Origin of the sequence: Oligoflexus sp. (assembly GCF_035638955.1) — a bacterium.
GTDB lineage: Bacteria > Bdellovibrionota_B > Oligoflexia > Oligoflexales > Oligoflexaceae > Oligoflexus.
The window spans coordinates 1-7297 of record NZ_DASQYZ010000091.1 but is presented as its reverse complement, the minus strand read 5'-3'; the positions used below and the strand labels follow the sequence as shown (position 1 = coordinate 7297).

Here is a 7297-nt window from a genome sequence, read left to right as displayed (position 1 = left end):
CGTGGTCCTAAACTTCTGATTCCACAGGAGCAGGTCGGGATCAACATCCCGGTCACACGGCAATCCATGTATGTGCTTGGATAGAAAAGTACACTAAACTCTTTTTATGACTGTCTCAAAATAGCTGATTTATTCCGCTTCGACGCCACTGGCTTTCAAGGCTAAAAACGTGAAGCCCAATGGGAGGGGTTCTACTGAAACCCGGGCACCCAGGCAAACGAATTGATCACGGCCACCCTAGGATGTGGCTACTGGCCCCAATACTGCATCGCATGATGGCACACCCGGCGTTAGCCACATCGCTCCCCGTTCAATACCTTTTGAGTACGAACTGCAAAACCTGCTTCTTCCGTAACCTCGCGCCAGACTATTATCCGTAATCTTTATCCATGGTTATGATGACTTGGCGTAGTCATGGAGCATTTCGTGGATTTTCCATGCTGCATGTATAAAGCCTGACTGCCAAGTTAAGTCACTTGTATTTCCCAATTCCCTACGAAATACCTTTTCAGCAATTTCTTTAAAAACTAGGCTCCAAAAATCGGCTTCATCTGCAGTGAATTCTTCCTGAATATCCAAACTTGTACATGGCGTCCACTTATGGCGGTTCTTTTCTTCAAATGCCTTGATAAATTCTTCAGATCTTGAATGTTCAATTTCTTTAGCGATTGAAACAGCCCAGTCCAATAGGTTGTAGAAACTCTTATTCGAAACCAGGACAACATTATTCTTAAGAAAAATGGAACCTGACATCCATGCTACTCCAAATACTCAATAATTTTGGCTGGGTTTTGTTCAGCTATATACTCTTTTACAAATTTGCGCTCAGTATCGTTTAATCCGTACAAATCGACAACAACCTTATCGACTGCCGAATTTGGTTTCAAGGCACTCTTAGCGAAGTTTTCCAAATTATAGGCTTGAGGTGGAATTGGATCCATACTGTCTTGGCGATATGGGCCTTTAAGGCTTATCTTTTGATTGGTCTTGGTGTCCACGAAATCCACCCCTTGGGTGTCGCCATTCTTCAATAGATTCCCAGTTTTCACTTCATACCTAGCGCCGCCAACCCCTTCCTTGAGTCTGTATTTGCCTGATTCAACCGTGTCATCCGACAGGGCGATGACTCGTCTAAGGAATGTTGACTCATTTGCGGACCGTCCACCAACAGTTCCTGCGTCTGGAAGAAATTTTTTCGCAGCTTCAGCTAAATCTGCGGCATCTTTCAAAACCCTTTGAGTACGAACGGCAAAACCTACTTCTTCCGCAACCTCGCGCCAGACTTTGGAAGTTCCAAGAACTATGCCCGCGGCGCTGATGACCTGACCGGTTGTTGTTAGCTCTTCACCGGTACAGATATCTCTCTTGTTAACGACTGCATAAAAATCTCCGAAGTCATTAAATGCAGTGGATACGGCAACACACTTTCCAAATTCTGGTGCTTCGCGCAATCCCTCCCTTAGCCCGGATGTGATCGCCCTCAGTTTCAGCACAGCGAGGGCAGCCTCCTGCGATGCCTTTTTCTTCATCGCAATCCGCGCCCTGATGAGTTCGCCCAGAGCTTCCAGCATCTCTTTTCTTTTGGCCGTGAGAGTTCCGGACCACTTCTTCAGCTCTTCCTCAATAGCCGTTCCTTCAGCTGTGTCCATGGGGATAAGCTGCTTATGAACAAGCTCTCTTACTTCAGGCGAAACAGGGCTATCCCACTCATATCCAAAATCCGCCTTATCAAAGTCGACAGTACCGAAATATTTTTCGCCAGCTTCGACTGTCTTAAGGTAGTCGATGTACGATTTTTCATCGATATTTTCGGTTTTAACATACTCTTCACCAAAGGACGCAAAAGTTGACAAGTAGCCAAGGACTGACACAAAGAAGGATTTGGTTTCCTGCTGATAATATTTGGCAAAGGCTTCTTTGTACTTATTCAGTATCCCTTCGAAGAAGGACGGACTGCCTTTGTCTGCATCGACTGCTGGACGAATCAGATTGCCGATACCAAGTTGGTCCATGAAGGACTTAATGGGCTCTGAAATTCCAAAAGTTTGGCTTTTGGCAAGTAGAGATTCGTAGAGACCACGCATCTTTATTGCTATGCCTTTGATGCCATCAAAAGCTTCCCTTCTGAATGTACGAATGCTCTCTTTAAGATCCTCAATTTCCTTGTAGTTGTAGCCACAGTCATCCTTGAGACCGTCGAGATCGCTAATTTTGACCTTGAAGACATCATTTAGAGCAATAACGCGTTGAACTTCTCGCTCGCAGTTCTCAAGATCTTTCTCGACTTTTTCGTGCTGCCGCTTGATATCGGCCAGCTCCTTGAGTACGTCGTCATATGACTTCCCCTTCACTACAGGTTGAATGCTGATTTTCTGGGATCCATCAAACGAGCCACCAATCATGGTATAGGAAAACGATACCTGAGCATCGTCATCCTCTATCTCCACCAAGGGAGATCCTAAGTTGGTTACTTGATAGCGTGAAAAACCTGACGGACAAAACCCGGTCTCATAAACCGGTTTTCCTGTGTAGGTGTAGGATAACACGCTAGCCAGCGAGACATCATATGGCAGGCATATTATGTCATATCGCTCTGTATAATATTGCTCGCCCTTCGGAATATAGAGCCCTTTTTCTGATTGGATATAAAATGTCCTGTTTGGCGCTTGGTTCACCCAATCAGTTATAGATTTACACTCCTGTGGAGCAATTATCCGCCAACCATTTACAGAATATTCTGGCCCGTTTTCATTTCTTAGTGCGATATAAAGCGTAACGTCTTCTTTATTGCATATCTCACCCACCCCGGGTATGCCGCGGGCGGCATCCAGATAGCTGGACTGTTTACTTTCCTGGCCGCAAGCAGTCGCTATCAGAAAGCATAGGGCACTAAAGATATTCTTACTCACCGTCATGGCTCTGCTATCCATTAGAGTTGCTCCTGAAGTCTTCTAATCCGACTATCAATGTGACTTTTCAGCTGCCCGCGCTTCGCCTTCATCTTACTTTTATAAGTTTCAATTTCCTTTTTCAGATCCGCGGCGCACTCTTGCATATCATCCTTGTGAACAGACTCACAGTTCTTGGGCGGTCCAGGTGGTGTGAGGGCATCGATGAGCAATTCCCAGCCGTTCTCAAGCTCTCGCTTAACATCCTGTCCCAACCGATCCTCATCAAAATTGTAAGCAGCCAGGACGACTAAACCTACGCCGCTGGTGCCAGCAACAATTAAAAGATCTTTCCAGGTAAGCTCCTTCTTAAGGCCACTCAGATCGAGGTTAATTTTTGGAACTTGAGGGATACGGATGGCAGCTGTTTTTTCCTGAAGGTAGTCCGTCGACAGGACCTTGGGCAATTTTTCAATTTCAGCAGCGACTCTTTTGATCTCACCTTTCCAGTGCTCCAAAGTATTAACAATGCCATCACCAGCCTTTTTTATGGCTTTTTCAGCCTTTTCACAGCAGCTGACTTTAATTTTGAAGCCCTGAGGCTCATATTGAATGGAATCAAAGCCCATACCGAAATCCAAACTTGAACCATTTCCCGAAGCAGCTATTGGGGAGCCCGCGTAGCGTCCCAGATGAATGCCAACTGGCCGTCCTCTTTGATAGATGATGCGACCGGAATCACCCTTGGAACCGAAGCAGGAGTGATAAATGAGAGAAGATGCGGGAGATATCCTCGTAATTTGACAAGGCTGGCTTCCATCCTTTAGGCCTGATGCGTGCCCAACCTGGGGCTCGGAAAAACCGGAAGGTTCCATCCCTGCCAGGACTTCCTTTTTCAGATGGACAACGATAATCGTATCTATAGGTGAATTGTTATAGAACGCCGATGATTCAATTTTCTTAATGTCGAGGGAACCGATCCCTTCAAGATGAATGCTCTTTGAGTCAGGAGACAGGCAATGCTGAGGTAGCCTGATGGATTTAGGCCCTACCACTACCGCGTGACAGAATTCTCCGGATTCGAAGAGGCGCTGCTGCTGCGCCACTCCTCCGCCGCTTATGATCAATGAAATCAATCCCCAAAACAAGTTTAAAGCCAGGAGTGGATTTCTCATAGCGACAGACCTTTCTCCAAAGGCATCAGCAATTCTTCAGCCTTCGCAATTTTTGAATCGAGTTCAAGATTCGAGTTAACTGTTTTCGTAGACTGCAGTGCGAAGCGCCCTGTTACCAATAGTTTTAGTTCACTCTGGCAGTAGGCGAGGAATTGCTCTTTCTTGTCTTTCAAATTTGCAGGAACATCCATGGTATTGAGTTTAAAAGCCTTTGTGTGAATCTTTTTGGCTCGAATAATCAGCAGCTGGCGCTGTCCTTCCATAGTGTTCAGTTTCGCCAGGGCATACTCCTCTGCAATGCGCTCAGACGCCTCAGCCACTTGATTCTCTATGGATTTTCTCGAGTTTACAGGAGTTTCTGCATTCTTTACAAAGGGCGAAGACATGAGACGAAGATCATTCTCGAAGGATGCAGATGTGCGCATCGAAAACGCCAGATGGCCTTCGCGAAGCGAGTTAATAACTTTTCCTTCATACCCTGTCAATGTGCGTCGTAGCTGCGTTTCTGCGCGCTGAATGTTTCGTTGAATTTCTATGTCTTTTAAAAACGATGAGAGGCTCAGCTTCTCGAGGTCAGCCGCTGCCTGGCTTGTTTCTGCTGCAACCTGAGCAAGCACCAGCACGGTATCAAGCGAATTGAATGCTGAGCAGGGCTCAGGGTACTTAAGTACACCGGAGTAATAGGTCACGGCGGATTCCACACCTTCCAAGACCTCCGATACAGGCGGGATTAGTGAGGAAATCTTCTCATAAATTGCAGTGAAGTTTTCTGGCAAGCGTCTGGAACTGGTAAGTTCCACAAGCTGCTTTTTGACGTTAGCAACGCCTGCACCCAGCGCCACTAACCTTCGAAAGGACGCATGAGTTGCCTCATTGCTGCAGGCCTGATTTGTTCGCTTCAAGACCTCATAGGAACTGCGGATCTCTTTTAACCTTTCCAGAGTCATGCTCTGGTTGACCACTTCGTCCATGGTCTCGGCTATAAATTCGCTCAGCTGTTTGAAATCTTGAGCTCGGCTGCTGATGATTCTGTCAATATTGGACCTTTCCAGGCCAAAATTTTCCACATCACTTTTGTATTTCGCAGCCAATCTCTCGTATTCTCTAATGATACGATTGACTTCCAAATCCGTTTGGATGGTTTCCTCTTTAAGCTTTTCCAACCTTTGCAGCTCAAGGTTCAAGCTTTCTGTCTCTGATCGGGAGAAGGCCAGTGTTGACGTGACCAAGGAGAGCAACAGAGTTATGATCCGAACCATCTTAGACCCCTTACTTGCTAGTATGGTGGCCTTTCTTAAAGAGAGGCCACCATGCTGCAGGTTCTCATTCCGCAGTTGTACTTACTTTTGTCTTTTTTAAGGCATTGGATATTGACACGGAAATACTGCTGAGCCTATTCACTTCGGCGTCAATGAATGTATTAAAGGTTTTGACAGTTTCAATCTTTTGACTGATTACCTTGTTAATTTTATCTGTGAGGTTCGCCGCGGCCTGAAGGCAGTATGCTTCGGGGGTCGTAGTTTCGCACTGATTTCCAACAGACGTCACATCTTTGATATCCTTGCTCAGAAGATTGAGCGTCTGAATATCTACACTGAAACTCTCGATAAGAGAGGATAATACCTCTTTGCGCTCAGAGACGTCACTGGATCCGGAGGTATCATTCTGCAGTTCGGCAAGCTCAGCCTGATATGTGGACAACTCAATCGATAAGGTGGTAACCACGGTTTCGATTCGACCAGGAGATGACTTCAAAGCTGCCCACTTGGTTGGCAATTCGACGCTAACATCCACATCGCCTTGAAGAGACACCAGATCGCTGATCGAGATTTCAAGAAAGTTCGCGTATTCTTTCAGCACATCCTTATCGGGATACGATACATTGGTAATTATGTCGACAGTGCAGCCCGGCCATATTGGGGTCGATGTTGTGGGAGGTTGGAAAAACAAGGAATAAACTTTCTTCCCTTGTTCACTCAATTTATACGTCGCCTTGATCTCTTGTGTCTGGTTCCAGTAGAAAGGATGCAAATCCTCTCCAAGCCTGACTCCGACATTGAACTGATTCGATGTTTTACACTCGAATTTGTAGTTTATTTTGTTGGTTATCGGGGTGGAATTCAAGAAAGATAGCGTAGGTTCTGTGACTGCGCTTGGCTGGAAAGTGACCTGTGCTTTATCCGGAAGAGTTGCGCAGTCATAGAAGAGGTCCCATTGGGTAGTTGGACAGAAATTGGCCGCATCGAATATGACTGCTGCCTGAGTATGTTGAGTGATGCCAATGATTGAAAATGCAAAGAGGCACTGAAGCTTTCTCATAAATTTCCTTGAATCTGGACCGCAGTACGTGCGGATCGGTGAATCTGTATTTTATTGACGTATAGTGAGGATAGAGAGTTCAGGAGGGAATAAAATCAACTCCTGCGGCGCCTCCCAACCCTGCACGAGCACGAATTTATTATCAGGGCATCTACCTGGTTCGACCTTTATTACAAGGGATAGAGCGATGTCATTATGCCATTTATTTAAATCAGTATCGGACATCCATGTCGCTGGATTTTCCCAGGGGTTCTCAGGCATGTCTGCGCAACTGAGTTTCATATGAGCGGTTACTCTATTCTGCACGGGGTGGACGAGAAACAAATCACTTGTCTTGGTCGAAAACTTTTGACTTGCTGTGACAAGATACGTGTGACTGGAATCTCTTCCGGCAATACTAAATGGAATTTCCAGTAATAGAATTCCTCGGCGTTCTGGAACCTGGTCTGCGATAAAATGATTGCCACCAACATGCTGCAACATAACCTGATTTCCGGGGGTGCTCTTGCGAAACTTCCATGTCATATTATTTGTTGTCGCGTATTCCCACCATTTTTCGACCTCTCCCAGAGACTGGCTGTCTGAGAAATTATCCGAAAAAGTTAACAATGGACCGTCAACGGGAACTGCGGTTGTGTTTGCAGCAAACGAGAATGTGGAGAGAAACATAGGAGAAAATAGAAGTGAGAACCAACGATAAGACTTGACCATTTGGAATCCTTTTGTAGCCTAATTGTCCTTCATATTCCGGAGCCTGGCTTACCAGGTCTTTAATCGTAAGCTTTCGGCGGAATAGCTCAACTTTCACCCAAAAAATCCTGACAGATATGAAGGGTGGTGCATCTGATTGTTGATTAGCTGTGGATGGCGGCCAGCGTTGTTCGATAAGTCCAGGGCAGCCATTTCTCTGGCTTC

6 protein-coding genes are annotated in these 7297 nt (G+C 45.9%); all 6 read right to left on the bottom strand.

Translation table 11 applies throughout. The features are described from left to right. Positions 1-393: 393 nt before the first annotated feature. The 6 genes from VE954_RS08950 to VE954_RS08925 all read right to left on the bottom strand — a co-directional run bounded on the left by VE954_RS08950 (position 394) and on the right by VE954_RS08925 (position 7093). Entirely contained in the window at positions 394-753 is a 360-nt protein-coding gene (locus VE954_RS08950; protein WP_324951829.1) for a hypothetical protein, read from the bottom strand. Between the two features lie 5 nt (positions 754-758). After that, positions 759-2930 carry a hypothetical protein gene (locus tag VE954_RS08945; protein WP_324951827.1) on the bottom strand — a complete coding sequence of 724 codons (2172 nt, stop codon included), beginning with the start codon at positions 2928-2930 and terminating at the stop codon, positions 759-761. Further along, the gene (locus tag VE954_RS08940) at positions 2930-4063 is read right to left on the bottom strand and encodes a hypothetical protein (RefSeq protein ID WP_324951825.1); all 1134 of its coding nucleotides are present in this window, start codon (positions 4061-4063) and stop codon (positions 2930-2932) included. The genes VE954_RS08945 and VE954_RS08940 overlap by 1 nt, the downstream gene beginning before the upstream one ends. Continuing rightward, a complete protein-coding gene (locus VE954_RS08935; protein WP_324951823.1) occupies positions 4060-5322 on the bottom strand; it encodes a hypothetical protein in 1263 nt (420 codons plus the stop codon). Before VE954_RS08935 ends, VE954_RS08940 begins: the two co-directional genes overlap by 4 nt. Before the next feature lie 64 nt (positions 5323-5386). Continuing rightward, entirely contained in the window at positions 5387-6382 is a 996-nt protein-coding gene (locus VE954_RS08930; RefSeq protein ID WP_324951821.1) for a hypothetical protein, read from the bottom strand. Between the two features lie 51 nt (positions 6383-6433). After that, positions 6434-7093: a hypothetical protein gene (locus VE954_RS08925; RefSeq protein ID WP_324951819.1), complete on the bottom strand. Its 660-nt coding sequence runs from the start codon at positions 7091-7093 to the stop codon at positions 6434-6436. Between the last annotated feature and the right edge of the window lie 204 nt (positions 7094-7297).